Below are 26218 nucleotides of genomic sequence, written 5' to 3' on the forward strand. Positions count from 1 at the left end.
CTCAGGTGGCCCTGGAGGTCTTCCAGAACACCGGGATGACAGCGGCGACCACCAGGTGGGACAGCTCCAGGACGACGATGGTGGCGACCGACGCGTCCGTGAGCAGCGGCGGCACGAACATCACCAGGAGGGCGAGCACCGCGGCGACCGTCCACACCAGGCGGCCGCGCCCGGCGCCCAGGAGGCGTTCGGCCAGGGCGAGGACACCCCAGCCGAGGAGGGCGAACCCGGCGCTGAAGAGGGCGAAGTCCACCAGTGTGAGGGTCATCGGGTCCTCCCCCGGGGCCGCGACCACCAGGTCCGCGCCGAGCAGCGGCGCGAGGAGGGCGAGGAGGGCGTTGACGACGGCCACCGCGACGACGGCGACCAGGCGCGGCTGCCAGGACGGGCGGATGGCGGGACGGGTTTCGACACGGGTATCGGTCATGGTCGTTCCTCTGTTGTCGTAGATACGACTTTGACCGTACGAGCGTTCGGCAAGACTTCCTATGCGTGAAAAGCTCCTTCCCATACTCGATCGTCTCCTCATAGTGCGACCATGGATACGGTGGAACCATGGACGTTCTCAGTGACGTGATCTCGACGGTGCGCACCGGGCAGCCGCGGTCGGCCCGGGTCGCGTGGCACGCACCGTGGGGTATGCGTTTCACCGGAAGAGAGTCACCCGCGGCCGCGTTCCAGGTCGTGCTCCAGGGGTCGTGTTGGCTACTGGTGGACGGCAGTGAACCGGTCCAACTGGGCGCGGGCGACGTGCTCTTCCTGCCGCGGGGCCACGAACACTCCCTGACCAGTGACCCCTCCGTGGCGCCTCTGGACCTGAACTGTGTGGACTTCCTCCGGGACCGGAGCGAGCTGATGCTGCCCGAGCCGGGTGAGCCGGTCCCGAATCTGGCGTGCTCCAACGAGTTCCCGCAGCCCTTCCAGCGGTTCGGCGCCACTTCCGTCGGGAACACCGCTTCGGGGGAACCCACCTGTGTCACGGTGGGCGGCTTCTACCACGCCGGTCCCAGCCGACCGCACCCCCTGCTCGCCGAACTCCCCTCCGTGGTGCACCTGCCCGCGCGGGTGGGCCAACGCTCCGAGCTCCCGCTCGCGGTGGGTCTGCTCGGCCGTGAGTTGGGATCGAACCGGCCCGGCGGGGACACACTGGTCCCGCACCTGCTGGACATGCTGATCGTGTACATCCTGCGCACCTACCTGGAGGAGGCCGCCGCCGAAGAAGGCCCCGGGTGCGGTTTCGCCGGTGCCATGCGGGATCCGTCCGTGCACGCCGCGGTTCAGGCCGTCCACCTGGACCCCGCGCACCCGTGGACCGTGGCGGAGCTGGGTGAGCGGGCCGGACTGTCCCGGGCGGCTTTCTCCCGGCGCTTCACCGCGCTGGTGGGCCAGTCCCCGTTGGCCTATGTGACGTGGTGGCGGCTCACCACCGCCGGGAGGTTGCTGCGCGAGAGCGACGCGCCGATCAACGCGATCGCGGCGCGGGTCGGGTACTCGTCCCAGTTCGCCTTCGCCAACGCCTTCAAGCGGGAGTTCGACCGCTCCCCGGGGCGTTACCGGGAGGCCGCGCGGCTGGACCCGCCAGAGGGTTTCGGCCCCGCGCCGGCCGAGCGCTCAGGGTGAGGGCTCCGAAGAGCACTGCCCCGGGCAAGGCGTAGGGGCCGGGCCCCAGGAAGAGGGAGGCCGGGTCCGCGCCGAAGAACAGCGGCGCGAACCCGACCGCGCTGAGCAGGAAGCTGAGCAGCGCGACGGTGCCGGTGACCCAGACCAGGTAGCGCCTCGGGGCCCGTCCTGCCCCGGGGCGTACCAGGGCGAGGGCCGCTGCGGCCAGCCCGAGCGTGACGACGAGCGGGCCGATCATCCAGACCAGGTAGCCCGGCGAGACCTCCTGCTGTCCGGAGATCGCGAACCAGCCGGTGACCAGCAGGTGCGCTACCCCCAGCAACAGACCCGCGGCGGCTGCCGCGTAGCCGAGCCACACGGGCGCGGTCCGCCTCGGACCGTCCCCCGTGACGGCCCTTCGCACTCCCGGCTTCCGCACGCCCATGACACTGTCCTCACGCTCGGCTTCCCTGCTCGTGTCCGAGTCTGTCGGCTGCGAACCGGATCCACCTCCCCCGCACGGGGGAACCAGCTCCTTCCGTGGAGGGACCGGGACCGGAATCAGTCAGCGGACAGCGCCAGGCTGGCGGGGATCGCGGCGAAGGCCTCGTCCACCCGCCGCAGCAGGCGTTCGCGCCCGCCCCGGACCCGGACAGCGGTCGCAGCGTCGCGGGGGTCGGGGGTGGCGTCCATGGCCGGATGTCCGGTCTGCCCGGGTTCGCGGCCCATCACCCATTCCTTGGCTCCGCACCGCCAGGCGCTGAGCGCGAACTCCCCGAGCATCCGCAGCCGCACGTCGGCCTCGGAGCTGATGCCCAGGCGGCGTTCGAGGATGGCGGTGAGCTCCGCCTGGGCGTGGAACGAGGCGAGGACGGTGTGGTCGCGCAGCGCCGGAGTGGGACTGTGCGCGGCCAGCCGACGGCAGGCGTAGAACCGTTCCTCCCATCCCGGTGGCATCGCCTCGACGGTGTCGAGCAGGGCGGTGCGCAGGGTGTCCAGCACGGCTCCGCGAAGGGGCCGGTCAGCGACCTCGGCGACGTAGCGCTCCCACAGCAGCCCCTCAGGGGCCAGGGCGACCGCCTCCTTGGACCCGTAGTAGCGGAAAAACGTCCGTTTGGAGACCTCGGCCGCCGCCACGACCTCCTCCAGGGTGGTCGCCTCGAAGCCCTGTGCCTCGAAGAGTCTGGCCGCGCAGTCGGCCAGTTCCTCCAGTGTGCGTTGCTTCTTGCGTTCGCGGAGGGACAGGGGTGTGCCTTCGGTGTCATTCACGGCCATGCCACGCATCCTAGCCAGCCCCTTCCTGGACTCCTGGAAAAAATCAGCCCCCAGGTATACAGTGCCTCCAAGTAACTAATGCCACTCAGTGGCACTTTTTTAAGGACCCCCCATGCCCGAAACGGCGATCCCAGCCAACCCCTCAACACAACGGCGGCACGGCACACTGGCTGTCCTCCTGCTCGCCTCCACTCTCGGTGTCATGTCCGGCACGATCCTCATTCCCGTGCTGGAACTCCTCCGCTCCGGTCTGGGGATCAGTTCCACCCAGGCCGGGACCCTGCTCACCCTCAACGGGCTGACCATCGCCGTCGTCAGCCCTCTCACCGGATGGCTCGTGGACCGGGTCGGGGTGCGCGGCCCGATGTTCGTCGGTCTGCTCGTCTACGGGCTGGCGGGCGGGGCCGGGCTGGTCACCGACGACTACACACTGCTGCTGGCCAGTCGGGTCGTGTTCGGGATCGGCACGGCCATGGCGCTCTCCGCCCTCACGGTCGCCTTCCTCAACGGGTACCGGGGCCGTGACCGCGACCGTGTGATGGGGTGGCGGACCACCGCCGTCAGCCTGGGCGGCGTGGCCTGGCCGCTCCTCGGCGGCGCCCTGGGCGGGATCTCCTGGCAGGCGCCGTTCGCCGTGTTTCTCATCGGCATTCCCATGGGTGTGGCCGCGCTGTTCCTGGTCAGCACACCCGAAACCGGACCGGCCTCCGGCACCGGCCGGTCAGCTGTCGGAGCGACCACCCTGCGCGCGGCGCTCGCTGCCCAGCCCGCGCTCCTGGGTGTGTTCGCGCTGTCCAGCGCGTACATGGTGATCACCTACGGGCTGCTCGTGTTCCTGCCCCAGCGGCTGGCCGAGCTCGGCGTGCACGACCCGGTGGCGGTCTCGGTGAACGTGTCCCTGCTGACCGGGACCTCCGCCCTGGTGGGGCTCTTCTACGCCCGCCTGCGCCAGGCCGTGGGGCTCAACGCGCTGCTGAGGACCACCGCCGCACTGTGGACGGCCGCCTTCCTCCTGCTGGGGTTGGTCGACGCGGTCCCGGCCCTGGTGGCGGCCGCCGTCCTGCTGGGTGCGGGCGGCGGCGTGTGGCTCACCTCGCTGACCGTGCTCATGGGTGTGCTCGCACCCGCCCCGGTGATGGGGCGGGTGAGCTCGGTTTCCAGCACGCTGGTCTTCGTCGGGCAGTTCCTGTCCCCGCTGCTGCTCGGCCCTTTGATGGCGGCCACCTCGATCGCCACCGGCCACCTGGTGCTGGCTACGGGCGTGGGGGCGATGGCCCTGGTGCTGCTGTTCGTGCGTTTCCCGACGGACACAGAAGAACGAGGCGAACAGGGTCAGAGCTCGCCCGGGCAGGAGGCGCCCGCCTCGGGGAGCTCGCCCTCCAGCAGGTAGGCGTCCACCGCACCGTCGACGCAGGCGCGCCCGCCCGCGTAGGCGGTGTGCCCGCCGCCCTCGTAAGTGAAGAGCCTCGCCGTGACCAGCTGTTCGGCCAGCTCCTCGGCCCACACGTACGGGGTGGCGGGGTCGTTCAGCGTGCCGATGACCAGGATCGGCGGCGCCATCAGGGCGTTCACCCCGGTGGGGACGAGCTCGGTGTCGGGCCAGTGGGCGCAGGGCAGGAACGACCAGACCTCGCCACCGCCGAAGAACGGGGAGAGCTCCGCGGCCCGCTGGGCGCCCTTGCGGTAGGAGCGGGGGTCGGTGGGCCTGACGTGGTCGGCGCACTGCACCGCGGTGAAGGCCGACTCGGTGGCACCCGGGTCCTCCTCCTGGCCCGCGACGTAACGCGCCAGGTAGGCCTGGACGAACTCGTCCCCGGTGTCGCCCGCGGCGATGCGGGCCAGGAGGCGGGCTTCGCCCTCCCACTGCCGCTCCAGGTACAGCGAGTCCCTCAGCAGCGCGAGCATCTCGTGTCGGCCGATCGTCTGCCCTTCGACGGCGATCGGGTCGGCGTCGAGTCCGGCCAGGAGCGCCTCGGCCTCGGTGGGAGCCTGTTCCGCACCGGTGAACGGGCACTCCGGGGCCCCGTCCAGGCAGTAGGCGACAAAGGCCTCCCAGGCGATCTGCGCACCCTCGCTCTGCTCCATGCCGTCGGCGATCACGTCCCGTTCGAGCTGCACCGCACCGTCCAGGACCAGGGCGCGGGTCCGCTCCGCGAACATCTCCGCGTACAGGGCGCCGATGTGGGTGCCGTAGGAGTAGCCGACATAGCTCAGCTTCGGGTCGCCCAGGGCATCGCGGAGCAGGTCCAGATCGCGGACCACGTTGACCGTGCCCATGGTGGCGAGGAAGTCCGCGCCGACCTCGTCCACACAACTCCGGGCGAACCCCCCGGCCGCGCGATCCAGCTCCCGAAGCCGCTCCTCACTGACCCGCGCGGGTTCGACATCCCGGACCCGTGCCAGGGGCTCTTCCATGGCGTCCCACTCCGAGCAGGTGAAGCCCGAGCTCTCCCCCACCCCGCGCGGGTCGAAGGAGACGAGGTCGAAGGAGTCGCGGATCTGCCTGCTCACGGGCAGCGGCCCGGACCTGAACCGTTCGACCCCCGCGCCACCGGGTCCGCCGAAGTTGAACACCAGGGAGCCCCGGTGCTGTTCGAGGGTGCCCTGGGCCGGGTGTCGGACCACCGCTGTCTCGATCGTCTCGCCCCGGGGGTCACCGTGATCGACGGGGACGGTGACGGTGCCGCATTCCAACCGGGCCGTCCAGTCCGGGTCCCCCTCGGCCGGTTCGGCCGCCGCGAGCTCCTGCGGGGTGAAGCACGGGGCCCAGTCGATGTGCTGGCCGTAGAACGTGCGCTGACCGTCCCACTGGTCGGCCGGGGCGAAACCGGCCGTGACGACCAGTACCGCCGCCAGCCCCGCGGCCCCGAGTACCCGCCCACCCGTACAGCGCACCCGCACATCCACCTCTACTCCGAGTAAGGAACCATCGAAAGTTCCATACTCGGAGTGGTCATGGCTGGAAGCGCGGAGAACATCCCGGTGGGCGGGTAAACAGTCCGTGCCGCCGCCCCTTTACCAGGCGGGACCTACCAGGCGGGGCAGGAGAGCCCGGCCTGCGGAACCTCACCTTCCAGCAGGTAGGCGTCCACGGCCTCGTCTACGCAGCTCATCCCGTAGCCGTAGGCGGTGTGCCCGTTGCCCTCGTAGGTGAGCAGGGTCGCGGTGGCCAGCTGGTCGGAGAGTTCCTCGGCCCAGGTGTAGGGGGTGGCCGGGTCACCGACCGTGCCGATCACCAGGATCGGCGGGGCGTCGGGGGCGGAGAACCCGGTGGGCGCCTCCTCGGTGTCCACCCAGTAGGCGCAGGGCAGCTGCTCCCACACCAGGCCGGTGCCGAAGAACGGGGAGTCCCCGGCCGCCCGCTGGGCCGTGTCCCGGTAGACGTCGGGATCGGTCGGGTCGACCCGGTCAGCGCAGTTCACCGCGGTCAGGGCGGCCTCGGTGTCCGGTCCGCCGAACTCCGGGCCGGGCTCCCCGGAGTCCCCCGGCTCGGTCGGCGCCGGTTCACCGTCCTCCGCCGGCTCCTCGTCCTGACCGTAGGTGTCGTCGTAGAGCCGCTCCAGTTCGGGGCCGGCCTGCGCCGGATCTTCGGCCACGGCGGCAAGGGCCTCGGTCAGGTCAGCCCAGGCGTCCTCGTGGTACAGCTGGAGGCTCACCATGCCCAGCAGTGTGACCCCGTCCACCGGCATGTCCCGGACCACCGGCGGTTCCGCGTCCAGCCGGTCCAGGAGTTCCCCCATCTCCGCGTCCGCCGCGTCCGACCCGCTGAACGGGCAGCCCGGGCCGCTCAGGCACTCGGCGACGAACAGGTCCCAGGTGGTTTGGAAGGCGTCGGCCTGGTCGGCGGCGATCTCCACGTTGGGGCGTTCGGTCTCCACCGCGCCGTCCAGGACCAGCGCGCGGGTGTTCTCCGGGAACATCTCCGCGTACAGGGCGCCGATGTAGGTGCCGTACGAGAATCCCACGAAGGTGAGCTGCTCGTCGCCCAGCGCACCGCGGATCAGGTCGAGGTCGCGGACCACGTTGACCGTGCCCATGTTGGCGAGGAAGTCCTCCCCCACCGTCTGGGCGCAGTCGTCGGCGTAGGCGCGGGCGCTCTCCTCCAGGGCCGCCAGGTCGGCGTCGGTGACGTCCCCGGGGTCGGTCACCGCCCGGCGGGCCTCGTCCATGGCGTACCAGTCGCCGCAGGCGATCCCCTCGCTCTCACCCACCCCGCGGGGGTCGAAGCCCACCAGGTCGAAGGCGTCCTGGATCCGTTCGTCGAAGAGCGGGTGGTCGAGCATCGCCACCCCGGACTCCCCGGGGCCGCCGGGGTTGAGCACCAGGGAGCCGATCCGCTCGTCGGCGGGTCCGTCGGCGGGCCGCCGGGTCAGGGCCAGTTCCACGGTGCTTCCGTCGGGGTCGGCGTGGTCGAGCGGGACGGCGACCGTCCCGCACTCCAGGTCCTGGAGCCAGTCCGGGTCACCGCCCCGCTCGGGAGCCTCGTCCAGTTCGTCTTCGGACAGGCAGGGCGCCCAGTCGACGCTGCCCGCGTCGGGCGCCCCCGTGTCCTCGTCAGACGCGGTACACCCCGCGACCAGCAGTACCAGCACGGCCGTCGCCGCGATGCCGTTCTTGAACTTCATATCCCGCCGTTCCACTTCTCGCGCGACCTGACGGCCGCGCCCCCTGGTCCACCATCCTGGAGGACGAAGAGTGGGAAGCCGTGGACAGCGTCCCGGTTCCGGCGGGGCAATGTGATCAATACGGGGTCGGGAGAGCGGAAGTGACGGTCTCGTCCCCGGTCTACTGGCCGAAGAGCACGCTCTCCTGCTCCGCCATCACCACGTCGATCGCGGCGCTGTGCTCGGAGCAGTCCTCCTCGACGTAGGCGCGGATGAAGGTCCGAGCCGACTCGGCCGCGTCGTCGCCCTTGCCGACGGTGGCCATCCCACCAGCCATGCCCAACTGGATGACGATCGGCCTTGAGTAGTTCAGGCTCTGGTTTCCCTCGGCGTCGGGCTCCCCGTAGTCGAGGTTCTCATCGGCGCTGGCGCACAGTTCCGCGGCGCCCTCGTGCAGGGTCTCGCGCTGGTCGGCGTCCAGGTCCTCCCACCAGTCGTCACCCGCCATCAGGAGCTCGACCGCCTCCTCCGTGGTCTCGGGAGCGGACTCCTCGGTGGTTTCGGCGGCTCCCTCCGCGGATTCGCCCGCATCGGGCGAACAGGCTCCGAGCATCAGCACGGCGACAAGAACAAGGGGGACATTGCGCATGGTTCTTCGACTTTCCACAGGAGGGGGCTTGCACCCAGCGTGGCATACACAGAGGGTGAAGAATCACCCGTGACCGCTTATGGTCACGCGGGGCCTCCGATGGCAACCTTCCCATCGTGCGAGGCGTCTTCTCTACCCCCAGTGACAGTGGAACCCCGTACCCGGTCAGCGACTCTGGGCGATAAAACGGGCCGGTTCCAGCTCAGAGCAGGCTGACATCGGTGGCCAGAACCTTCGGCGGGCGGGCCGGATCGACCACCACGACCAGCGGCCGCAGCGGTTCACCGAAGTTGAGCTCTTCCGCGAGGTCAGGGGCCTCGGGATCGGCCTGGGCGATCCAGTCGACCAGTTCCCCCGCCCGGGTCACGTTCCGCCCGGGCCGGGTCAGGGCCAGTACCCTCCCGGCCACGTCGCAGCGCGCGTTGAGGTGCGTGGTCGCCGCGAACACGCTCTGCGCCCACGCACCGGGGCTCACCTCCCGCAGCGGCCCCTCGGCGGTGCGTCGGCGCAACCGCGCCGGTGCGGTCAGCCCCACCGCGCGGTCGTCGAAGGTCAGCACCAGCCCGGGCCGCTCCTGTGCGGTGAGGAACCCCTGCGGGTCACTCAGGGAGACGTCCCACCACACCTCGCACTCGCCCGTGGCGGCCGCGACGAGAGCGGAGCCGGCCAGCTCCAGCAGAGCGACGTCCACCTGGTCCCGGGCAGGACCGGTGACCACCTCGCTCAAGGGCGCGGGCAGGGGCTCGTACCCGGACAGCACCAGTGACCAGTCGATCCGGGCCCGTCCCGCCAACCCCCTGCGTCCATGGGTCAGGCACACCACCGCCCGTTCCCTGGGCAGCTGGTAGGTGGCGCAGGCCCCGCCGTGCCGGGCCGCCCGCGCCAGGCCCAGGCTCATCGCCTTGGTCCCGGTGGTGATGTCCACGATCACCGGGCGGGAGCGGGTTGAGTCGTCAAGCAGGGCATGGTCGATCGGCGGAGCAGCATCGTGCCCGTCTGCTTCCCGTGCCCGTTCGCTCTCGATCCACTCCTGGACGGCCCGCTGGACCGCGCCGGAGTCGTAGCCGTCCACCGGGTCGGCGGCCAGGCGCACCCGGTCCCGGTAGCCCTCGGCACGCAGGGCGGCGCTGTCGGCCGGGGGCGCGTCCGGGCGCTCGGCGGCGCGCAGGGCCCGCGCGGCGGCTTCGCGCACCCTGGCCCGCAGGCTCTGTTTGGAGGGCAGGACCAGCGCGCGGGCCGGGCGGTGGGCGTGCATGGCGGCCAGCGCGCCCAGGCGGCTTCCGCCCAGCGGGGTAACCAGGAGCGGGGCCTCCTCAGGCCCGGGGTGGTGGACGGGCGGCTCGGTCAGCGGCGGCCCGGGGTCGGGCACGGGACCGGGTTCGGGTGGGAGCACGTCGGGGACGGCCGCCCTCGCAGGCGTGTCGGCCAGACTGGGAAAGAAGGCGTCGCGCACCGCGTCGAAGGAGTTCACGCGCTCGGTCAGGGCGTCCAGGTTCCACACGTGCACGTGGCGTGCGGACAGCGCCGGGTTGTAGGCGGTGACCTGGTCTCTCAGGTCGGCCACGACCGGGCCCGAGTAGACGAAGAGGACGTGGGTGGCCCCGCCGAAGACCCGTCGGGCCTTGGCCACGGTCCAGCCCGCGCGGGCGACCACGTCCTCGGCTCGGGACTTGGTCTCCACGCACAGCACCCGGTGCCGGTGCCGGACCAGGATGTCGAAGTCGGCGATGGAACCGCCGGGGCGGAAGGGGTCGGCGACCCTGCGCGAGCCCAGGACCTCGCTGTCGGGCCGTCCGCCCAGCAACCGGCGCAGGTGGGCGAGCACGCGCCCCTCGGCGGCGATTCCGTTGAGTTCGCTCTCGGGCAGCTTCGGAAACGCCTCGGCCAGGGCGGCCGGGCCGCCGTCCAGGAACAGGCGCAGGGGCTTGGGGTCGCGGTCGGCCAGCCAGCGGGCGCCGTGGATCCCGGCCAGGGTGCGCAGGTCGACGCCCTGCCCGGTCACCGGGCGGCCGGGGCTCGCGGTGTCGGCGCTGCGCAACAGGTCGCTGTGGGAGTCCAGGTAGAAGCGCCAGGCACGGGCCTCGGGCGGCAGTGCGTGTTCATGGTGCAGCGCGGCGGCCACGCTCATGACCTTGGTTCCGCCGGTGTAGTCCAGGTACCAGGGTCGGCCGTTCAGTGCGGTGCGGACACTCTCCAGTAGTCCGGCGACCCGGCCGGGGTCGTGCGGGTCCGAACCCACGCTGAGGACACGTACGGAGCGGTCGGCGGCCAGGGCTTCGACGGCGCGGGCGACCCGGCGGGCCACGGCCAGGGTCCCGTCGCTGGCGACCAGAAGAAGGTGGTCGACGGGCAGGGTCAGAGCACTGAGCAGGGCGGGGGTGGGGTTCTGTCCTACGAGGACGACGGCGACACTGGGGGCGGCGGCCACGGTTTCCTTTCCAGGACGCGCCGTTTGCGGCCGTCACCAGACAACAGGAACGGGACCACAGTACTCACCCGTGTCCGCAGTGCTCGCATTTAACCGCTGTGCTTACTTTTAACCGCAGTGGATCACTGGAGAACTTTCTCCCCTTTGTACCCGTACTCGCGCTCGCACACCGGAGCACAGGTGAGGACGAAGGAACGACACCCCCTGACCACGCCTTTGTCATCACGCACGAGGTCAGAGGGGACCAGCAGGTCGTGCCGCTCCGGATGGGCCGAACTCACCACGGAGGAGACGATGAACCAGACCCCCTCCACCGGATCGGGCAGGCGGGCGCGGGTGCGCTCCTCCGCCAGCAGCGGAATCCCCTCCACCTCCTGGAGGTGGACGCGGACGGCCTCGACCCGGGCGGGGTCGGGCGACCCCTGCCAGGTCCGGATCACCCTCGCGTGTTCGTCCAGGACTGTCACATCATGCGGCGTCAGATTGACCACGGACATCCAGCGACCTCCCGTAACTCTTGTTCCCCGCCGACCGCCCGCTTCGCCCGGACCGCCGCGACGCACCCCGCTCCGAGGCTCTCACCGCCCTCTCTCGGACACCCTTTCGGGCGATGGGCGCCGCCACCAGGAACAAAACACCGCTGTTGTTTCTGAGGCCACTGTTTTCTATGACCGTTTTATTAGCCTCTTCGACAGCTAGTCGCATTCGGTTCCATGGTCGATAATTGACAGTTCAGCCACACTGGCCATATTTTGTTGTATGACCTCCCGTTAACGCAGGAGTGTCATCACGAGTCTCACGCCTCGTTCGCACGTTTCCCCGGAAGGGCTGGGGGAGCGTCCCAGCCCCGGAACATCCGGGGAGAAGAGTCCGTGAGCAAGCACCACTGCTCCGCCGGGGAGCTGTTCGGTTCGGCCACCTTCCTGCACGTGTTCACGCGCGTGCTGGGATGCGGACCGTGCTCGGCGGACGGAACCGCGCAGGGCTGCGTCGGCCACTCAGAGCAGTTCTGCGACTACGTCGACCTGTGCTTCGAACACTGTCCGTGTGAGCGGCACCGGGGCGATCCGCACAGCGTCATCGCCGTGCGCATGGTCGCCGTCATGACCGATGCGGCGGCTGACGCAGGCGCGGGCGCGCTCGCCGCCGTGCCCGAGAAGCGGCGCGCGGTGGGCGCCAAGAGCGTGTCCGGCGCGGGCACAGCTGTGGGCTCGGCCCCGGGTACCGCGCACGCCGTGGACCGCACCGCCGCGCACCGGCTCCGTGACGCCCTCGACGACGAACGCCGCGACCGGTCCTACAAGAACCTGCGCCGCGTCTACCCGCAGCCCGCCCCCAACGGCAAGGTTCGCTGCGCCTTCTCCGAGCGCCCCCGCCGCTGGGCCCAGCGGCGCGATGTCGCCCGGGTCGCCACCGACGTGGTCGAGCAGGAGGCCCTGGCCATGCTCGTGCTCACCGCCGGGTGGGGCAACCCCGCAGCCGACCTGCCCGAGGACATCCACCCCGGCGAGTCGGTGTCCTTCACCGAGGACGGCAGCGCGGTCCCCGTCGCCGACCTGCACGGGCGCCCGCTCACCGCGGTCAAGGAACCCCCGATGGTCTCCACCGCCACCGGCGACTACCTGCTGCGCAAGCTCGCCGAACTGGCCGCGGGCCGTGACGCCGACCCCGGCCGCACCCCCGACCAGCGCCGCCGCCTGCTCCTGCGCGGGCTCCTGCCGAACCTGAGCGGCGAGGACGTGGCCCGGCGGCTCACCGGGGTCCTGAGACGGATGGCCGTCAACATGCCCGGCCACTTCGAACTGGTCCAGCGCGCCCGGGGCCGGGCCCGCAGCGCCCCCTACACCCCCGTGCCCGACCTGCCCGGGCCGACCGAGGGCGACGCCGAGCACGGTGACGGTCACGACGACGGTCGCGGGCGACCGCGCGAAGTCCTGTGCGAGGCCGAACAGGCGTGGTTGGGCTGGCTCGCCCAGGAACTGGCGGCCGAGGCCCAGGCCCACCGGGCGGCCTTCGACGCCGACCCGCGGGGTTCCCTGGACGCCCTGCTGCGCCGCCTGCTGGAAGAGGGGCCCGAGGTTCCCGAACTCTGGCGCGGCGCCCAGGACGACTCCGACCGCCGAGCCGACCTGCTGGAGGCGCTCGCCGAGACCATCAACAGCTGACCTGGAGGCTGAGCCGGAAGCCGGGCCGCAGACTCAGCCGAAAAGGAGCCCCTCCCGGGGTGGGGAGCGACCCGGGAGGGGCGGGGCTCAGGGGGGACTGAGCTCAAGGAGAGAGCGGGGCAGGGGCCGGGGAAGCCAGGGAGATCGTGGGCTTCCCCGTGCCCGCGCTCTGAGCGCCCAGCAGGCGGAGCGCGTCACGGTCGGACTCACCGCGAGCGGTGTAGACCTCCAGGTGGTGGTCGGGGCTGTCGGGCTGAAGCCAGACCTGGTAGTCGACGTCCAGCTCGCCGACAGTGGGGTGCCGCAGGAGCATCGTGCCCACCGTGCAGTCACGGACCTCTCCCCTGGCCCACATGGCGGCGAACTCGGGGCTGCGCATGACCAGCTCGCCGATGAGCTCGGCCATCCGGGCGTCCGTGGGGTGGCGACCGGCGGTCAGGCGCAGGTAGGCCACGTGCACCAGGGCCAGCTCCTCCCAGTTGCGGTGCAGGTCCCGGCAGAGCGGATCCAGGAAGAACATCCGCGGGACCGACGGCCGGTTCTCCACGTCCTCGGGGGCGTCGAAGTCCAGGTGTTCGGCGACCAGGGCGTGCCCGGCCCGGTTCCAGGCCAGCACGTCCCCGCGCCGCCCCAGCAGGACCGCGGGAGCACCTTCGCCGAGGGAGTCCAGCAGTGCCAGCACCCTGGGGTGCGGCCGCTCGGGTTCGGGCCGGACCAGTCGCGGCACCGCCGGGCGGCGGGCGAGGTTGTGCAGGTGGACGGTTTCCGCGTCGTCGAGCCGCAGCACCCGGGCCAGGGCGTCCAACACCTGCTGGGAGGCGGTGCCCGCCTGATCCTGTTCCAGACGTGTGTAGTATCCGTGGCTGACCCCGGCGAGCTGGGCCAGCTCCTCCCTGCGCAGCCCGGGCACGCGCCGCGGACCATAGGCCCGCAGATCCACGTCCTCGGGGGTGACCCGGTCGCGCCGGCTTCTGAGGTAAGCGCCCAGACTCTCCAGTTCCATGTCTCGCATCGTAGGTCGGCGGGCCCGGGCCGTGCCTGCACCTGCCGGGGATACCCACGGCGGTGGTCTGGCTGATACCCGGGGCGGCGGGCACCGTCGGAGCCATGACAGAACGACTCTCCCCAACCGAACAGCTCACCTCACCCGCCCCGAGTACACGATCCGACCGCCGTGCGTGGCTGGGCCTGCTGGTCGTCCTGGGCCCGGTCCTGCTCGTGGCGATGGACAACTCCATCCTCCACCTGGCCATGCCGCGCATCAGCGAGTCCCTCTCCCCCAGCGCGGGCCAGGCACTGTGGATCCTCGACGTCTACGGCTTCGTGGTGGGCTCTCTGCTCATCACCTTCGGCAGTGTCGGGGACCGCTACGGGCGACTGCGGCTGATGACGGTCGGCGCTGTGGTCTTCGGCGCGGCCTCGGCCGGAGCGGCGCTCTCCTCCTCCCCCGAAGCCCTCATCGCCTTCCGCGCGCTGATGGGGATCGGCGGAGCGACCCTGCTGCCCTCCGGGCTCGCGGTGATCAGCGAACTGTTCCGCGACCCCCGGCGACGCGCGCAGGCGATCGGGATCTTCGCGGCGACCTTCGCCACCGGTTTCGCGATCGGACCCGTCACCGGCGGGCTGCTGCTGAGCGTGTTCCCGTGGGGGTCGGTCTTCCTGATCAACCTGCCGGTGGTCGTGCTCTTCCTGGTGTTCGCCCCGACCGTGCTGCGGGAGGTCCGCGGGACCCGGCCCGGGCGGGTGGACGTGCTGAGTGTGGTGCTGTCCTCCGCCGGGCTGCTGCTGACCGTGTACACGCTCAAGGACGCCGCGAGCCACGGCCTGGGCTGGCACCAGGCACTCACGGGGCTGGCCGGAATCGCGCTGGTGTGGTGGTTCCTGCGTAGGCAACACCGGCTCGAACACCCGCTGGTGGAGCTGGGCCTGTTCCGGGAGCGCGTCTTCGCCTTCGCGATCGTCACCGGGCTGCTGTCCCTGCTGGTGTGGGCCGCGGCGAGCTACCTCACCGGGATCTACCTGCAGTCGGTGCTGGGGCTGGACGTGCTGACCGCCGCCCTGCTGGCGGTGCCGGGCGCCCTGGTACTGACCGTGACGTGCGTCGTGACGCCCCGCTTCTTCGAACGGATCGGTAGGAGGATCGCCCTGGCGGCCGCACACCTGTTCGCCGGGGCGGGGCTGGCGCTCCTGCTGCTGGCGGGCACAGAGTCCGGGGTCGGCTGGTTCGTCGCCTCCACCATGATCGCGGGTATCGGCTACGGCATCTCGTTCAGCGCGGTCGCCGACGTCGCCGTGTCGGCGGTGCCGCCGGAGCGGGCGGGGGCGGCCGCCGCGATCGCCGAGACCAGCAACGAGCTCGGCAACGCGCTGGGCATCTCCCTGCTGGGCGCGACGGCGGCTCTGGTCTTCCGGCTGAGCGGCCCCGATGTGGCGGGCACGCTCAACGAGACCCTGGCGGTTCCGGGGTTGGCGGAGGGCGCGGCCGAGTCCGCGCGGGCGGCGTTCCTGAGCGGGATGCACGTGGCGGTGGTGATCGGCAGCGCGGTGTCGTTCGCCGTGGGGCTGCTCATCCTGCGTCTGGTTCCCCGGGCTGCCCGGGTTTCTCAGGCCGCCCCGGCTTCCCGGCGCGTTCGGTGAGCCGGAAGCGCTCGGTGAGCGGGGGCAGGACCGGGTACTCGGCGAACTGGCGCAGGGACATCACCGCCGTCTCCGACCACGGCAGGCGCCCGCGCCAACGACTGGCCAGGAGCACGTCCACCACCTGGTCCACCTGGCGCCAGTCATCGACCGCACGGTACTCCACCAGGGCTGTCGAAAAGGCGTCCAGGAAGGCGGTGACCTGTCCGGGGGTGGCGGCGGTGACACCCGCGGCGGGCTCCAGGGACAGGTCGGCGGCGCGGGCGCGGCGGTCCACCAGGTGGAGTTCGGGGCGCAGGTGCACACTGCCCATGCCCAGGGACTTGCCCATGCCGACCTTGTGGGCGTACTCGGGGTCGTCGGGGTCTCCGCCGTCGACCGGGTTGGCCAGGAGCAGCGCCCGCAGCAGCGCGCCGAGTTCGGCGTCGGTGAGGTTGGTGAAGGTGATGCGGGAGCGCAGTGTGAGACCGTCGCGGAGCGGGACGATGTCACGCTGGGTGTCCCGGGGCGGCGCGGCCTCGGATCCTGCGGGGATCACCTCGAGCCCGAGTTCCTCCTGGGCGCGTTCGTCGTAGCGGACGGGCGAGCCGAGGCGGGGATCGTGCCGGTGCAGGTAGGTCTTGTATCCGCCCAGGCGGATGCGTCCTTCGTGGGACCACGTGACGATGTCCGGTCGCTCCCCTGCCGCGGTGTCGGGGCCCTGGACCAGGTAGTTGGCGAAGCAGCCGCGCTGCGGGGAGAGCAGTTGGACGCGCAGGGTGGCGCCGTCGGGGTAGTCGGGACCGGGGTCGGGGTGGTGGGGGTTGTCGGCGTGGCCGGGGAGCAGAACCGGGTGGCCTGGTTCGGTGGCCAGGGCCGGGCCGAAGGAGACCCGGCCCTTGAGCGCCCCCGCCTCCCCGGCGAAGACGTCGACGTCGCCGAAGACCGCCCGGCACACGTCCACGGTGCGCCCCGCCCGGTCGGCGCGGTCGGGGTCACCGGGCTGGGGGCCGAGTACCGGACCGGGGACGGCGCGGCGGATCGGGTTGTCGTCGCTGACCGCGATGCGGTAACCGCCGGAGCGGCCGAAGGACACCACGTGGCCGGCCGGGTCCACGTCGAACCAGACCGGTTCCAGGCTCCGGCGGGGCAGTCCGCCGCCCCCGGTCCCGGCGACGGGCGGCCGGGCCGGGTCACCGCCCCCGGCTCCCAGCGTCTCGGGGAAGGCCACGCGCTGGTAGCCGGTGACCTGCTCGGCGGACTCGAACAGCTCCACCATGGCATCGGGGACCGGGAGCCGGCCGGTACGCAGGTTCGGGGGCTGGGGGAACAGGTAGGCGTTGCGCCGCTCCCCGGCGGCGGCCCCGGTCAGGACCACCAGGGCCGGGATCACCCCGCCACCGCCGCCGGACCCCGTGTGCGCGGTCAGGTGGGCGAGGGCTTCGCCGCGGGTGGGGGCGACCGCGGCGACCCCGCGCTGCCCTGGCAGGTGGACGGCGTGGACCCAGCGGTGCTGGAGCCGACCGTGCTGTTCGTGGGTGGTGGGCACGTAGGTGTTGCCCCGGGGCGGGTCGGGGAAGTCCCCGACCCCGAAGTCCCAGGTGCGCAGGCTCTCCCGGAGTACCTCGAAGGGCACCTTGAGCACCCGGCCCGGTTCGGGTTCGAGCGCCGTGGCGGGGACCTCGACGACGTACCAGCCCGTGTCCTGGGGCGACCGGTACAGGAAACCCTGCTTGGTGTGCGTCCCGGCGCGGCGTTTGCGGTAGTGGTCGTGCTGCTGGGCCATGACCTGGCGGGCGCGCGTGGACAGGGAGCTGTCGGTGCTGCCGGGATCCACGCGCACCGGGGCGCGGAAGAACAGCATGGGGGTGTTGACCGGGCCGCTCTCACCGCTGGTGAGCATGCGCAGCGTGTTGCGGATCAGGCCGCGCAGGGTGGAGCCGGGCACGACGGGCACGGAGCGCTCTCCGTGGGGGAAGCGGGCGGAGTGGTGCACGCGGTCCCGGCCCGGGGCCTGGCCGACGAAGGTGGGGGTCAGGGTGGTCAGGGTGAGATCGATCCACCCGGTACGGGTACCCGGGACGGTGCGGTCGTGCGAGCGGAGCAGCTCCCGGGTGTCGTGGTCGGGGTGCAGCGCGGCCGCGGGCACGGGGACCTCGGCCAGCCGGACCAGGCCGTAGGGCGCTGTGGCGCGGAAGGGGGCCCTGGTCCGGCGGGGGTCCGCGGTCTGGTGAGGACTCTGGCCGGCGGTGATCTGTCTCGGGTCCACCGTGACTTCTCCCCTCCCTGAAGGGAGGGGCTTCATTCCCTCGCGGGAACGATCTTCCTGATTCATCGGGACGTGCCTCCCCGGAGCTCTCCGGGACCGGTCTTACCGTTCCTCCACAGACGTTTTACTTGTCCGCCAGCCCGGCGGCCAAGATGTTGTTCGCCGCATTGACGTCGCGGTCGTGGACAGTGCCGCAGCTCGGGCAAGTCCAGGACCGAACGTTCAGCGGCATCTTCTCGTTCACGTGGCTGCACCCCGGCGTGGAGCACAGTTTCGAGGAGGGGAACCATCGGTCCACAAGCAGAAGATCCCGCCCGTACCACTCGCTCTTGTACTCCAACATGCCCCTCAGCTCGGACCAGGCCGCATCCGAGATGGCGCGGGCCAGGGAGTGGTTCTTGAGCATGTTGCGGACGGTCAGATCCTCGATGGCAATGGCTTGGTTCTCGCGTACCAGTCGAGTCGTGATCTTGTGCAAGTGGTCGCGTCGCCGGTCCGCGATACGCGCGTGAACACGAGCGACACGCAGACGGGCCTTGGCCCGGTTCTTTGAGCCCTTCGTCTTCCGGCTGAGGTTCTTCTGCGCCTTGGCGAGCCTGCTCCGATCGCGCCGCTCGTGACGCGGGTTCGAGACCTTCTCCCCGGTGGACAGGGTCAGCAGGTGATCCAGCCCGGCATCCAGGCCGACCACCGCACCTGTCGAGGGCGCGGGCGTGATGGTCTCCTCCACCAGCAAGGACACGAACCAGCGGTCCGCGCTGTCGCAGGAGACCGTGACCGTGGACGGCTCCGCGCCCTCGGGAAGCGGCCGGTGCCACACGATGTTCAGCGGCTCGGTGGTCTTGGCCAGCTTCAGTGCACCGTCGCGGAAAGTGAAGGCGTTGTTCTGGAACGTCGCCGACCTCCGTGACTTCTTCCGCGACTTGAACCGGGGGAACCGTGCACGCTTGGCGAAGAAGTTGTTGAACGCCACCTGCTGGGCCCGGAGCGTCTGCTGCAACGGAACGTTCGACACCTCGCGCAGGAAAGCGGACTCCTCGTCCTGCTTCCACGCGGTCAGCATCTTCGCCGTGTCCACGTAGGTGGTGTTCTTGCCCTCGTCCTTGTGGCGGCGTGTCCGCTCGGCGAGCGCCTTGTTCCAGACGTACCGGACGCAGCCGAACGTGCGGTGCAACAGCTCCGTCTGTTCGGGGGTCGGGTAGAAGCGGTACTTGAACGCCCGCTTGATCGTCTTGGACACGCTTAACATCATAGCGTGCTGTTGTGTTAAGACTCAAAGCGCGGGCCGATTCCGGCCTATCCTCGCCCTGAAGGACGGGGTTTGCAGCCTGTAGTTCCATGATCAGCGTTCTTCCTCCCGTCCCCGGTCGTGTTCCCGGCCCTCGGGTTCGACCTGGTCACCGGTGCCGACGTCGAACTCCGGGCCGGTGGGCTTGGTCCCGGCGCGCAGCCCGGTGAACCGGTGGAAGGCCACCCCCACCGCGCCCGTCACGGGGTCGGCAGCCCAGTACTCCCGGACGGTCAGCCAGGTACCGGTGCTCTCCAGCGCGGCCCGGCCCCGCTCAGGCAACGGCCGGAGCCGTCCCGAGAAGTCGGTCCAGGCCACCGGGAGCACCGCCTCGGCCCCTGACGGCTCCCTGGTCACGGATCGGGGCACCTCCCCCTCCAGAGTGCGGCTGTGGTCCGCCCCGGACCACCCCTGCAGCAGGAACGACCGGTCTCGGGGACGCAACCACTCCGGAACACCGCCCGGCCCCTCGGCCCCTCCCTCGGTACTGACCCACCCCGATCCCGCCCCCTCACCCAGGCGGATCTGCGCGTGCGGACCGAACACCAGGACCTCCAGCACCCGCCACCGGTCGGTGCCGGGATCCAGTGAGGGAGCCGAGAGGTGCTCGGTGGGCGGGGTGTCCGAGCGGGACCAGCGGTCGCCGGGGCAGGCCCCGGTGATCCGCCCGTCCCCGAGCTCGGCCAGCAGCCACTGGGGGCCGCCTGAGGTTCCCGCAGGTCCGGCCGCATCGAGCGCACGGCAGCGCCGGGCACGGACGAACACGTCGTCGAGGACCTCGTCGATCACCGCCCCGGAGAGTGCTCTCACGTCCACTCCGACCGGAGCGGGGGGTTCGTGGGAGTACCGGTTCATGAAAGCTCCCCGTCATCGGCTGGTCCGGGTGCGGAGATCCTGCGGTGCAGGGCAGGCAGCCAACCGCGTGCGACCTGGGCGTCACGGCCGTGCGGGTTCGCAAGGGCAGCGATCAGGTCCACCTCATGCGGCTCGGAGCCGTCTCCTTCGTGACTGACCAGCACCGCGCGGGTGGCGACGAGCCTGCCGTTTCCGCTCCCGGTGCCCGCGCCGAGTGCGTCCAGGGGGACCGTGGCCAGCTCGCGCACGACCAGGGCGAGCAGCCCTCGGACGGCGTCGTCGGGTTCGGTGATGTCGAAGACCACCTCGGCCGACCCACCGCAGTGCAGGTCGGTGGTGAACAGGCGCCCGTCCACGGCGTCACCGAACAGCGCGTCCACGGTCAGCCGGGTGGTGGTCAGGGCCGCACCTCCGGTGAGGGCGGGGGTGGCGCGCAAGCGCACACGGGAGGGGGCGGGCGGGGCGTCGGGGCGCTGGTCGCCCCCTCCCACGTGCGCCTGCGCGCCCCACCAGTACGCGTGCCACTCCCACCAGGCGGCCTCCTCCCCCGCCAGGTGTTCGGCCGCGTCGCGGACGATCCGACCGCCGATCCTTTTGAATAGGGCGAACAGTGCGCTGTCGCCCAGAACCGGACGCAGCTCCACTGCCGGGTCGTTCCCGGTCTCGGAGCCGGCGCCGGTGACGACCGGGCGTCTCCGGTGAGCGCGGTCGACCTCGGCCAGTCGGTCGTCCGCGGGCGTGTCGCCGATCATCAGCAGCCCCGGTCGCAGTTCCCGCGAGAGGGGTGGCCGCCCCGTGGGAAGGGGTTCAGGGCGCTCGGCCACGTGCAGCCGCATACGCAGTTCGGCCCGGTGCCGACGGTCCACGCCCACGGCCCGGGCCGCCAGATGGGCCGCGGCAGCGACCCGGCCGTGCTCGCGCAGCAGGGCGTCCAGGAGCCCGGCCAGCTCCGCGCCGGACCGATACTTCGGGAGAGTGTTCTCGAAGAGCTGGGCTTCGGTGGAGCGGTTTCTGGTGGATCCGACCGGGTGGGGAGGGCGCCCGGTGGGCTGCTCGTCGGGGGTGGCGAGGGCCGATTGCCCTTCCTGCCAGCGGGTGGACCAGTCACTTGCGTGGTAGGCGAACCAGCCGGGTTCGTCGGTGAGGTCGTGGCGGCGGGCGGCCCAGCGGACGGCCCGGACCGCCCCGTGGCCCCGGCCCGAACGGGCACCGATCCGGATGCCCGGGCCGTCGTCTCCCAGCCCTCGGGCGGCCAGGGCCAGCAGGGTGAGCAGATGGGCCTCCTCGTCCGGTGCGGTGACACGCAGTCGCAGGTGAGCCGTGAAAACCGTGCCCGCCGGCAGGACCTCCCACTGCCACATCCGACCGGGGTACACACTGCCGGTGGCCGGGTCCACCCGGGTGCCCACGCGAACCGTGACACCGGCTTCCTCCGGCAGGGTGGCGTGGGAGTCATCGATGTCCAGGGGGCTGGGCAGCGTCGTGAGAGCGCTCTCCCCGGTGGCTTCCCCCGCGTCACTGGACCCCAGCAGGGCGGCGGCGCCGACGGGGTCGGCGGTGCGCACGAGCAGTTCGTGGCGGAGCAGGCCCGCGAGGGTGGTGGCGCGCAGCCGGGGCACCCCGGTGCGCGGATCGCGGTCCAGGTGCAGGTCCACGTCGCTCTCGGCGGCGTGCCGGGGGGTGGCCCGGGCCGCACCGACGTGGGTGTCGGTGAGCAGGAGAAGCCGGACGGCGAACTCCCAGACCGGTCCGGCCGGTCCGGGGCCGTGCGCGGGTTCGGGCTCGGGGCTGGGGCCGGTGTTCAGCACTGCGCGGCTCCGGCCCGGTCCGGTTCGGTACGCAGGACTCGCGCGGCCTCGGCCAGCCAGGAGGAGACCAGCAGCAGACACAGGCGGGCCGAGGCGCGGCGCTCCCACTGTTCCGCACCGGCTGAGAGAGCGCTCTCCCGGGTGGTCGGGGGCAGACCGTCGGGCGAGGCCAGGTCCACGGCGGCCAACGCCTGGGCGTAGGCCGGGTCCTGTGCGAACCGGGGGCGGTTCCGCTGCCACCAGGCGACGGCGGCGGTCCCGCCCGAGAGCCCGCTCAGCCAGGTGTGAACCGCGACCGGACGCTGCTCCCCCGGGTGGACCAGCCGGGCCCGTTCCAGTGCCCGCACCGCCCGTTCCCGCAGGATCTTGTGGGCGGTACGGCCGTCCTCACCGTTGAGGGTGTCCCCGAGAGCGGTCAACGCCTCGTCAGCGGTGCGGTCGGGGTGGGACACCACCTCGCGTAACCGCCCCAGGAGGCTGGGGGTGAGCGGGGCGAGGGTGAGCGCCGAGGCCTGGGCCAGGGCCCGGGCGTGGTCTCGGACCCGCTGGGCGGCGGCGTTCCACAGGAGTTCGTCGTAGAGGGTGCCCAACTCGGCATCTGGTTCGGGGGGCAGCGGTGCGGGGGCGGGCAGCACCCGCCCGTCGGGCAGGGTGACGGTGCCCTCGCTGCGCGCGGTGATCGGTTCCGAGGTCGGTGGGAGCGGTTCGGGGTGAGGCGGCGGCGGGTCGACCAGGGCGAACTGGCCGTACCCGTCCACGAGTCGCTCGCCCAGCGGGTGGGCCTCCAGGTCGCGGACCAGGGCGGTGGTCAACTCCCGTTCCACGCGCAACCGCACCACCGAGCCGGGGGCGGCGGCCCACCGCTGGGCCATCGGGCCCCGGTAGGCGCGGTGGTAGGCGCCGACCAGTACCGGTTCCACATGGGCGGCCACCACCGCCACCGCGGTGCCGGGCAACCGCCGGGCCAGGAGTTCGCGTACCGCGGGGACCAGGGCCTGGGGGCGGCCCTGGCCCTGTTCGCCCACCAGCAGCGCGGGCGACAGAAGCAGGAGGTCGACCTCCTCCCCCGCCCGCCGGGAACGGTCCGCCCCCGGCCACTCCACCCGGTCCGGGGACAGTAGCCGGTCCGGGCGGACCGGCCCCACCGTCACCCCGCCGTGGGCCCGGGTGCCGCCGCCCCCGAGGGTGAGGGTGCCCTCGGCGTCGGTCAGGACGGTGACGATCCGCTCGGCGAGGTCGCGCAGGAAGGCGTGGTCGGGGCCGCGCAACTGCCACCGGGCCTCGAAGACCTGTCCCGGGTCCAGGCTCGTGGTGAAGAAGGGCACAGCCTGGCCCGTCTCCCCGGTTCGGGAGCGTCCGAGATAGCGCTCGGCGGTGGTGCGCACGGCCGCCCGCAGTGACCGGTCCGGGGTGAGCGGATCGCGGACCGCCCGGTAGGGGACGCCCGGCCGGTCCGCTCCGGGGGCGAACACGTCCACGAGGGTGTCCCCGTCCTTTCCCGGGGTGTACAGGTGGGCGGGCGGCGGGTGGGCGACCACCTGTACCCCGTCCCGAGCGTGCTGTTCGAGCCGGGGGTGGGCCGGAGCGAAGCGCACGTGCTCGCCCCTCGCCACCCATGCGGTGAGTTCCTTCTCCAGCCCGGCCCGTCGCAGGGCCGCCGCGAGCATGCCGCGCTGTGCGCGCCCGCTCACCGTGGTCTCGGAGTCCACCCGCAGGGGGTCGAAGGAAGTACGCACCGCCAAGGAGTCGGTGAGCACATAGCGCAGGGGGAGATAGGCGCTCACGGGATCGGACGGCAGGCGCTGTTCGGGACCTGCGTGCTCTTGGGAGTTCAGGGGCCCAGGGAGGCGGGCGGGTTGGTCGGGGTGCACGGACCGGGTCAGCTCCGAGAGACGAAGGGGGTGCGAGTGGGTGGAGGGGGTGGGCCCCGCGGTGTGGGTGGGGTCCAGGTGCCCGGCGGGGGTGGAGGTTCGATCGGGGGGCAGGGATCGGGTGGAGGTCATGGTCGTGGGTCCTCCCCTGCCCGGGCCGGGGGCGCGGCCAGGGCCAGGGTGGTGGCGCGGGGGTCCGGGTCGTCCGGGAGGGCCAGGTGCACGTCCACGCGGCCGCGGCCCCGGCTGGCCTTCCGACCGATCTGATCGGTGGCCAGACAGGCCCGGGCCAGGCAGCGCCAGTGCTCTTCCTCCGGCGGAACCGCCCAGGTCAGGGGGGCGATCAGGACCAGTCCGGGCAGGAGCACCCGGTTGGTGCGCAGCCGTCCCGGTTCGGGTGCACCGTGCGGGCCGACCTCGATACCCGATTCCAGGGTGGTGTGCGCGTCGGTGACCGCCCGGCGCAGGGTGGAACGGATGGGTTCGGCGCGGCCCGCCAGCGCGTGGGCGACGGCGGCGCGCACCTCGTCGCCGGGGACCGCGTGGCCCGTCCTCAGGATGCGGTCAGCACCGTGGGAGCGGCTCCGGCCGAATACCCGGTCCACCGCTTCGGCCAGGTCCGGGGCGACCCGAAGAGCGCTGAGCGCGCCCGTGCGCAGTCGGGCGGCGAGCCGGTGGCGGGGCAGGTAGGGCAGTCCGTGCTCGTCGGTGACCACGTCGGTGTCGGCTCCCGTGCCGTCGGCGCTGGCCCCGACGAACAGCGCGGGAGAGGCCAGACGCACCACGATCCGGTCCGGATCGGTCATCGCGGCCCACCCCCGGCGGGCAGGCGGGGGTCGAGTGCCGCGGACAGTCCCGGATCCACGTGCAGGTCCATCACCCCGACCGCGTCGAGCAGCTCCCCGGGGGTCCACCCCTCGGGCAGCGCCACGGGGTTCCCGGTCACATGGGCGCGGCGGGCCAGTTCCGGGGCGGGGTCCGCACCGGACTCCAGCAGGGGGACCAGCGCCGAGACCAGCCAGCCCCGGTGGCGGGTGTCGCCGTCCGCGACCGGACCGCCGTGTGCGGACAGGTAGCGGTCCAGGAAACGGGCGAAGGCGGTGCCGGTCATCGGCAGGGCGGTGCGCGGGCGCTCGGCCCTCAGGGCGAGTTCGAAGCGGCGCACGACCCGGTCGACCCCGTCGAAGCGGGTCGTCCAGGCCACGACGTGTTCCTGGGCGGCGGTCGGGTCGGTGGCGGCCGCGGCCAGCCGTCGCGCCTTGGCCAGGCGGCACATGGCCTCGCACAGGTCGTACCCGAGGGAGAGCGGGGCGCCCACCGGTTGCACCGCGATCCCCGCACCGACGGTGGGCACGCACGTGGTGTGGCGGCGACCGTCGGCGGCGGCCACGGTGCGGCCCGGGACGCGGGCACGGGCCAGAGCGCGGTGCAGGGCCACCCTGGGGTCCCCGGGATCCCCGATCGCCTCCGGGTCGGCGTCCAGCCAGTCCAGCGCGTACCGCACCATGCTCAGCGCCAGCCGGGCGTCGCACAGCACGGTGAGATCGTCTCCGGCGACCACGATCGGCCGCACCGGCAAGCGGATCGGGCCGGGTGGTTCGTGGTCCAGGGTCAGGGGTCCGCCCGCACCGGCGCCCGGGACGGTGGGGGCTCGTCCCGGCTCCGTCCGGACGGTGGCGGCCACCGCGCGCACCAGGGCCCGGGCCAGTCCTTCGGTGAGTCCGGCGATCCGGGTGGAGAGCGCTCTCTGGGCCAGGGCACCGGAACCGGGCACCGCCGGGTCGCCGGCGCGCTCGCGGTACTCACCCAGGATCGCGCCCAGGCCGTTGACGTCCACGTGCACCACCGCGACCCGGCTCACCTCGCCGTGATCGCGGCCGAGCCGGTCCACCTCCATCGGCAGAGCGAGTTCGGGGCCGTCGGCGGAGCCCGCCCCCGCGAGCCAGGCGTCGCTGTGCGCGCGGTGCCAGCGGCGACCGATCCCCCGGGCCCGGGCGACGTCGGCGGCCACCCGCTCGTGCACGCGCCCCCGGTCGCCCAGGGGCCTGCTGCTGTCCACGGACTCGGCCGGGGCGCCGCTGACCGAGCACACGGCCGTGATCCCGTAACCGTGCGCCGGGGTGTGCAGCGCGGACATGTGGCGGCGGGCGCGGCGCAGGCGGACCGGGAGTTCGGCCAGCGCGGTGTCGAGGTCGGGCAGGGCCGGCTCCCCCGGGACCGGAACGGCTCCCGGCCCGTAGGAGACGTGGGCGACCACCGGGGTGAGGTCCCCCGCGCGGTCGCGGAGCCTGCGCGTGTAGCGTCCGGTGAAGTCCCGGGCCACCGCCGGATCGGCCACGACCAGGGTCAGGGCCCCGCCCGCGTCCCGCAGCACCAGGCTGCCGGGGGGAACCAGGTCGGCCACCCCGTGGACGGGGTCGGAGGTGTCGGTGAGCTCGGCGACCAGGGCGGCACGGCCCACGGCGTCCAGGATGCGGCGGCCGCTGTAGACGTAGGCCTGGATCCCGCGCAGGTCCACGCCGACGAGCACCCCGCTGACCGGTGGGGCGGCAGCCTGGTCGGGGGCGAGGGGGCCCGGGGTGCGGGGTGCGGTCGGTCGGTGCTCGGGGTCCTGGGTCACCGCGACGGACTCCTCATGGCCGGGGGACGGCGGGGACGGCGCGGGGGCGCCGAAGGGGAAGCGGGTGTCCTGCCGACCTCTCTCGGACGGTGACGCCGTCAGCACCACCGATACCAGTTGTCACGGTCCCACGTCATCTTGTTGGCCCCTTTCGGTCACTCGTTCCCCTGC

Annotated in this window: 20 protein-coding genes; 4 read left to right on the forward strand and 16 right to left on the reverse strand. The window is 72.3% G+C overall.

Annotated elements, in window-relative coordinates:
- Position 1: 1 nt before the first annotated feature.
- The gene (locus tag NE857_RS22675) at positions 2 to 427 is read right to left on the reverse strand and encodes a DUF6069 family protein (RefSeq protein ID WP_254417578.1); all 426 of its coding nucleotides are present in this window, start codon (positions 425 to 427) and stop codon (positions 2 to 4) included.
- A gap of 128 nt (positions 428 to 555) precedes the next feature.
- On the opposite strand from NE857_RS22675, the gene NE857_RS22680 reads away from it, so the two are divergent.
- The gene (locus tag NE857_RS22680) at positions 556 to 1620 is read left to right on the forward strand and encodes an AraC family transcriptional regulator (protein ID WP_254417579.1); all 1065 of its coding nucleotides are present in this window, start codon (positions 556 to 558) and stop codon (positions 1618 to 1620) included.
- On the opposite strand, the gene NE857_RS22685 is transcribed toward NE857_RS22680, so the two are convergent.
- The gene (locus NE857_RS22685) at positions 1520 to 2044 is read right to left on the reverse strand and encodes a hypothetical protein (protein WP_254417580.1); all 525 of its coding nucleotides are present in this window, start codon (positions 2042 to 2044) and stop codon (positions 1520 to 1522) included. The two genes, NE857_RS22680 and NE857_RS22685, sit on opposite strands and share 101 nt — an antisense overlap.
- 116 nt (positions 2045 to 2160) lie before the next feature.
- Positions 2161 to 2874, reverse strand: a complete 714-nt coding sequence (locus tag NE857_RS22690) for a TetR/AcrR family transcriptional regulator (protein ID WP_254417581.1) — start codon at positions 2872 to 2874, stop codon at positions 2161 to 2163.
- A 112-nt stretch (positions 2875 to 2986) separates the two neighbouring features.
- Here NE857_RS22690 and NE857_RS22695 point away from each other — a divergent pair, with 112 nt between their 5' ends.
- Positions 2987 to 4264, forward strand: coding sequence for an MFS transporter (locus NE857_RS22695; RefSeq protein ID WP_254417582.1), 1278 nt, complete (start codon positions 2987 to 2989; stop codon positions 4262 to 4264).
- On the opposite strand, the gene NE857_RS22700 is transcribed toward NE857_RS22695, so the two are convergent.
- The 5 genes from NE857_RS22700 to NE857_RS22720 form a co-directional block, all read right to left on the reverse strand.
- On the reverse strand, positions 4207 to 5769 hold the full coding sequence (locus NE857_RS22700; protein WP_254417583.1) for an alpha/beta hydrolase: 1563 nt from the start codon (positions 5767 to 5769) through the stop codon (positions 4207 to 4209). The two genes, NE857_RS22695 and NE857_RS22700, sit on opposite strands and share 58 nt — an antisense overlap.
- 134 nt (positions 5770 to 5903) lie before the next feature.
- Entirely contained in the window at positions 5904 to 7499 is a 1596-nt protein-coding gene (locus NE857_RS22705) for an alpha/beta hydrolase (protein WP_254417584.1), read from the reverse strand.
- A gap of 160 nt (positions 7500 to 7659) precedes the next feature.
- Positions 7660 to 8127, reverse strand: coding sequence for a hypothetical protein (locus NE857_RS22710; RefSeq protein WP_254417585.1), 468 nt, complete (start codon positions 8125 to 8127; stop codon positions 7660 to 7662).
- A gap of 202 nt (positions 8128 to 8329) precedes the next feature.
- Positions 8330 to 10555 carry a nuclease-related domain-containing protein gene (locus tag NE857_RS22715; protein ID WP_254417586.1) on the reverse strand — a complete coding sequence of 742 codons (2226 nt, stop codon included), beginning with the start codon at positions 10553 to 10555 and terminating at the stop codon, positions 8330 to 8332.
- Between the two features lie 122 nt (positions 10556 to 10677).
- On the reverse strand, positions 10678 to 11052 hold the full coding sequence (locus NE857_RS22720; protein ID WP_254417587.1) for a hypothetical protein: 375 nt from the start codon (positions 11050 to 11052) through the stop codon (positions 10678 to 10680).
- Between the two features lie 375 nt (positions 11053 to 11427).
- Between NE857_RS22720 and NE857_RS22725 the strand changes: the two genes are divergently transcribed.
- On the forward strand, positions 11428 to 12720 hold the full coding sequence (locus NE857_RS22725) for a hypothetical protein (RefSeq protein ID WP_254417588.1): 1293 nt from the start codon (positions 11428 to 11430) through the stop codon (positions 12718 to 12720).
- 103 nt (positions 12721 to 12823) lie between these two features.
- On the opposite strand, the gene NE857_RS22730 is transcribed toward NE857_RS22725, so the two are convergent.
- Positions 12824 to 13723, reverse strand: a complete 900-nt coding sequence (locus tag NE857_RS22730) for a helix-turn-helix transcriptional regulator (protein WP_254417589.1) — start codon at positions 13721 to 13723, stop codon at positions 12824 to 12826.
- 104 nt (positions 13724 to 13827) lie between these two features.
- Between NE857_RS22730 and NE857_RS22735 the strand changes: the two genes are divergently transcribed.
- Positions 13828 to 15357 carry an MFS transporter gene (locus NE857_RS22735; RefSeq protein WP_254417590.1) on the forward strand — a complete coding sequence of 510 codons (1530 nt, stop codon included), beginning with the start codon at positions 13828 to 13830 and terminating at the stop codon, positions 15355 to 15357.
- Here the strand turns inward: NE857_RS22735 and NE857_RS22740 are convergent.
- From NE857_RS22740 to NE857_RS22770, 7 genes are all read right to left on the reverse strand, one after another.
- Positions 15287 to 17605 (reverse strand): TIGR03986 family type III CRISPR-associated RAMP protein, encoded by a 2319-nt coding sequence (locus NE857_RS22740; RefSeq protein ID WP_425572210.1) that lies wholly within the window; start codon positions 17603 to 17605, stop codon positions 15287 to 15289. The genes NE857_RS22735 and NE857_RS22740 overlap by 71 nt on opposite strands.
- Positions 17606 to 17729: 124 nt before the next feature.
- Positions 17730 to 18845 carry an RNA-guided endonuclease InsQ/TnpB family protein gene (locus NE857_RS22745; protein WP_254417591.1) on the reverse strand — a complete coding sequence of 372 codons (1116 nt, stop codon included), beginning with the start codon at positions 18843 to 18845 and terminating at the stop codon, positions 17730 to 17732.
- 102 nt (positions 18846 to 18947) lie between these two features.
- On the reverse strand, positions 18948 to 19748 hold the full coding sequence (locus NE857_RS22750) for a hypothetical protein (RefSeq protein ID WP_254417592.1): 801 nt from the start codon (positions 19746 to 19748) through the stop codon (positions 18948 to 18950).
- Positions 19745 to 21556: an RAMP superfamily CRISPR-associated protein gene (locus tag NE857_RS22755; protein WP_254417593.1), complete on the reverse strand. Its 1812-nt coding sequence runs from the start codon at positions 21554 to 21556 to the stop codon at positions 19745 to 19747. The genes NE857_RS22750 and NE857_RS22755 overlap by 4 nt, the downstream gene beginning before the upstream one ends.
- Positions 21550 to 23559: a type III-B CRISPR module-associated Cmr3 family protein gene (locus NE857_RS22760; protein ID WP_254417594.1), complete on the reverse strand. Its 2010-nt coding sequence runs from the start codon at positions 23557 to 23559 to the stop codon at positions 21550 to 21552. Before NE857_RS22760 ends, NE857_RS22755 begins: the two co-directional genes overlap by 7 nt.
- Positions 23556 to 24233 carry an RAMP superfamily CRISPR-associated protein gene (locus NE857_RS22765; protein WP_254417595.1) on the reverse strand — a complete coding sequence of 226 codons (678 nt, stop codon included), beginning with the start codon at positions 24231 to 24233 and terminating at the stop codon, positions 23556 to 23558. The genes NE857_RS22760 and NE857_RS22765 overlap by 4 nt, the downstream gene beginning before the upstream one ends.
- Positions 24230 to 26047: a hypothetical protein gene (locus NE857_RS22770; protein WP_425572211.1), complete on the reverse strand. Its 1818-nt coding sequence runs from the start codon at positions 26045 to 26047 to the stop codon at positions 24230 to 24232. Before NE857_RS22770 ends, NE857_RS22765 begins: the two co-directional genes overlap by 4 nt.
- Between the last annotated feature and the right edge of the window lie 171 nt (positions 26048 to 26218).

This window comes from Nocardiopsis exhalans (assembly GCF_024134545.1).
Classification (GTDB): Bacteria; Actinomycetota; Actinomycetes; order Streptosporangiales; family Streptosporangiaceae; genus Nocardiopsis; species Nocardiopsis exhalans.

Coding starts and splice junctions, on each gene's coding strand:
- NE857_RS22675 (WP_254417578.1), bottom strand. CDS start 427: ATGACCGATACCCGTGTCGAAACCCGTCCCGCCATCCGCCCGTCCTGG.
- NE857_RS22680 (WP_254417579.1), top strand. CDS start 556: ATGGACGTTCTCAGTGACGTGATCTCGACGGTGCGCACCGGGCAGCCG.
- NE857_RS22685 (WP_254417580.1), bottom strand. CDS start 2,044: ATGGGCGTGCGGAAGCCGGGAGTGCGAAGGGCCGTCACGGGGGACGGT.
- NE857_RS22690 (WP_254417581.1), bottom strand. CDS start 2,874: ATGGCCGTGAATGACACCGAAGGCACACCCCTGTCCCTCCGCGAACGC.
- NE857_RS22695 (WP_254417582.1), top strand. CDS start 2,987: ATGCCCGAAACGGCGATCCCAGCCAACCCCTCAACACAACGGCGGCAC.
- NE857_RS22705 (WP_254417584.1), bottom strand. CDS start 7,499: ATGAAGTTCAAGAACGGCATCGCGGCGACGGCCGTGCTGGTACTGCTG.
- NE857_RS22710 (WP_254417585.1), bottom strand. CDS start 8,127: ATGCGCAATGTCCCCCTTGTTCTTGTCGCCGTGCTGATGCTCGGAGCC.
- NE857_RS22720 (WP_254417587.1), bottom strand. CDS start 11,052: ATGTCCGTGGTCAATCTGACGCCGCATGATGTGACAGTCCTGGACGAA.
- NE857_RS22730 (WP_254417589.1), bottom strand. CDS start 13,723: ATGGAACTGGAGAGTCTGGGCGCTTACCTCAGAAGCCGGCGCGACCGG.
- NE857_RS22735 (WP_254417590.1), top strand. CDS start 13,828: ATGACAGAACGACTCTCCCCAACCGAACAGCTCACCTCACCCGCCCCG.
- NE857_RS22750 (WP_254417592.1), bottom strand. CDS start 19,748: ATGAACCGGTACTCCCACGAACCCCCCGCTCCGGTCGGAGTGGACGTG.
- NE857_RS22760 (WP_254417594.1), bottom strand. CDS start 23,559: ATGACCTCCACCCGATCCCTGCCCCCCGATCGAACCTCCACCCCCGCC.
- NE857_RS22765 (WP_254417595.1), bottom strand. CDS start 24,233: ATGACCGATCCGGACCGGATCGTGGTGCGTCTGGCCTCTCCCGCGCTG.